Origin of the sequence: Verminephrobacter aporrectodeae subsp. tuberculatae (assembly GCF_026127385.1) — a bacterium.
Taxonomy (GTDB): domain Bacteria; phylum Pseudomonadota; class Gammaproteobacteria; order Burkholderiales; family Burkholderiaceae_C; genus Acidovorax; species Acidovorax aporrectodeae.
This window is the reverse complement of the sequence record NZ_QZCX01000006.1, coordinates 1-2,962: the sequence shown is the minus strand read 5'-3', so window position 1 is coordinate 2,962 and position 2,962 is coordinate 1. Positions and strand designations below refer to the sequence as shown.

1 protein-coding gene is annotated in these 2,962 nt (G+C 66.0%); it reads right to left on the bottom strand.

The genetic code is table 11. The features are described from left to right. Positions 1–2,584, bottom strand: a 2,584-nt coding sequence (locus tag D5041_RS21860; RefSeq protein ID WP_265285825.1) for an Ig-like domain-containing protein, incomplete at its 3' end; no start/stop codon positions are given. Between the last annotated feature and the right edge of the window lie 378 nt (positions 2,585–2,962).

Here is a 2,962-nt window from a genome sequence, read left to right as displayed (position 1 = left end):
TGCCCGTGGCCGGGTTGCCGGCAGCGTCCGCGACGCCGCTGAGGTTGTTCACGCTGACGACGTTGTTTGCCACCGTGGTGTCTGCCGCCGGGGTCAGCGTGCCGGTCCAGCTCAGGCCGTCGGCGCTGCGCGTGAGCGCGCCGAGCGTGCCACTGGAGACGCTCAGGTGGTCCTTGTTGAAGCCGGTGACCGCTTCGCCGAAGGTGATGGTGACGGTGGCCGTATCGCTCGCCTTGAGCGCGTTGTCGTCGAGCGTGATCTGGGTCAGCTGGGGCGCCGTGGTGTCCACGCTGTAGTTGTCGCTGCTCACGTCGCTGCCCGTGGCGGCGTTGTCGGCCGTGCTTTTTACGCCGCCAAGGGTGTTCACGTGGATGGCGTTGGTCGCCGCCGTGGTGTTCGCCGCGGGGGTCAGGGTGCCGGTCCAGACCTTGCCGCCTTCGGCGGCCGCCAGCTCGGACAGCGTGCCGCTGGACACGCTCAGGTTCGCCTTGCCAAAGCCGCTCACCGCTTCGCTGAAAGTGACGGTGACGCGGGCCGTCTCGCCGATTTTCAGCGCGCTGTCGCCCAGCACGATGCTCAGCAACTGCGGCGCCACGGTGTTCACTTGGTAGTTTTCGCTGCTGACGCTGCTCCCCGTGGCGGTGTTGTGCGCGGCGTCCTCGACACCGGCAAGGCTGCTCACGCTGATCGCGTTGCTCGCCGCCGCGGTGTTCTCCGCGGGGGTCAGGGTGCCGGTCCAGAGCACGCCGCCTTCGGACGCGGTCAGATCGGACAGCGTGCCGCTGGGCACGCTCAGATTCGCCTTGCCAAAGCCGGTCACCGCCTCGCTGAAGCGGATGCTGACCTGGGCCGTGTCGCCGATCTTGAGCTGGCGGTCGGCGATGGCGATGCTCAGCAGCACGGGCGGCGTGGTGTCCGGGGTGTTGTTCTGTATCTGCCGCTGCGCGAAGCTCGCGGCGTCGTTGCCGGCTGCGTCCTGTATGGCGTTGGCGTCGTTGCCGCTCGTGGGGTCGGTGTAGGAGACGCTGACCGTATCGCCGGGGCCTACGGCGCTGGCCAGCGTCAGCGTCACGGTCTTGGCCGTGGCATTCACGCTCACTGCGGTGACGGCGTTGGCCACGGCGGCGCCATTGACGCGCAGCGCAAAGGCCCCGGTGGCCGGGACATGCGCCGCATCCAGGCCGATCGCTTCGATGTAGCTGAGCACCAACTGGTTGCCATTCACCGTGTTGGCCATGGCGTCGTCGCTGATCTGCGGGGGGCGTGCGTCCACCGTGTAGTCGCTGCTGGAATCGATCTGGCCCAGCCCGGCGTTGCCCGAAGGGGTGAGCACGCGGGTCATGTCCACCGTGACGCGGTTGCCCGCGGCCTCCGCGTTCGCCGCGGGCGCCAGGGTGGCGCTCCAGACCTTGCCGCCTGTGTTGGGATTCCAGTTGGACAGCGTGCCGTTGGCCGCGCTCACGGCAGCGGAGATGTTTTGTACCGGGATGTCGAAAGTGACGGTGACGGTGGCGGTTTCTCCGGTCTTCAGCATGTTGCTGCTGATCGTGATGCCGTTGGTGGTGAGCCGGGGCCGCACGGTGTCCACGGTGAAGTTTTCACCGCGCGGAACGGTGCCCGTGATCGAGTTGCCCGCAGGGTCCTTTATGTGGATGAAACGCGTTATCTCGACGATGTTTACTGGCGAGATGGTGTTCTCCGGCGGAGTCAGGGTAGCGGTCCAGACCGTGCCGTCTTCGGAGGAGCTCAGCTCGGACAGCGTGCCGATTGACGCTGCCAGGCGCGGCTCGGCTCTGAGGTTGATGTTGAGCACCTTTTCGCTGAAGGTCAGGGTGACGGTGGCCGTCTCGCCGGCCCGCAGGTCGTGATCGCTTATGGTGAAGCTGATCAGCGTGGGCGGTGTCAGATCGATGAAGTAGGCGTTGCTTTTAACGATTCTGCTCAGGGGTTTGTTGCCAGCCAGGTCCGTCACGCCGGCGTTTTCGGTATCCAGGGAGATGGTGAGGTTGGCCCCCTCGGCGCCTGCGTTCGGGGTCAGCGTGGCGACCCAGCTCGTGCCGTCGGTGTGTAGCTTGAAGTCGCTCAGCGTAGCGTTTTGCGCGATGAGGCTGCGCATGTCCTCCAGGTCGAAACCGACGACCGGTTCGTTGAAGCTGAGCTTGACGAGGCTGGTTTCTGTCGCTGTCAGGCCGCTGCCGTCCACCTCGATGGTGATGACGGGCTTTACGGCGTCGATGTTGTAGAGGACACCCGGGACGTTCATCGTTCCCGTTCCCGCTTCGCCCGCGGTATTCCTCACGCCGGCAAGGTTCACCGCGACGGAGTTTTGGGACGTTGAGGGATTGTTCCACGTGAGCCCCGATGTGATGGTGACCTGCCAGGTGTCGCTGCTGCCGTCGGCGCCGGGACTGACGGCGCTCACGCTGCTCACGCTGCCAGCGTTCGGGCGCAGACTCACGTCCGTTGTGCCGAATTCCTTCACCGCTTCGCTGAATTTGACGGTGACGACAGTCGTTCTCCGGTTGAATCCGATGGCGGTTTCGCTGATCGAGTGGCCGGATGCGGCGAGTGTGGGTGCGGTCATGGTGCTTTTCCTTTTTCCGAATGGGCTGCGCGTGGTTTTCCGGATTCAGCTTGTGTGCCGCCTGCGGTCCAGGGACGCAGATGCCCGTGCCTGTTGCATGGGTTCCGGCTCCGGGCAGGCCGTGCCGGCTCCCCCGGGGCGCCGGGAGCACGCTCGGGAATTACCTTCTGGCGCATGGAGCGGGTATCCCTCCCGCAGCGAAGCCCGGTCCATCAGAACCAGATCCCGTGCGCTTGCGCATCGGACGTCTGCCCGACGATGGACAGCAGCATGTGCGCTGCCGTGCCGGGGGCGGTAATGGTTCCGTCGGTCTCGCCGTCGGCGTCGAAAGCGCCGCCGTCCTCGATCCGGAAGTCGAGCCGCAGGCTTTGCCCGTCG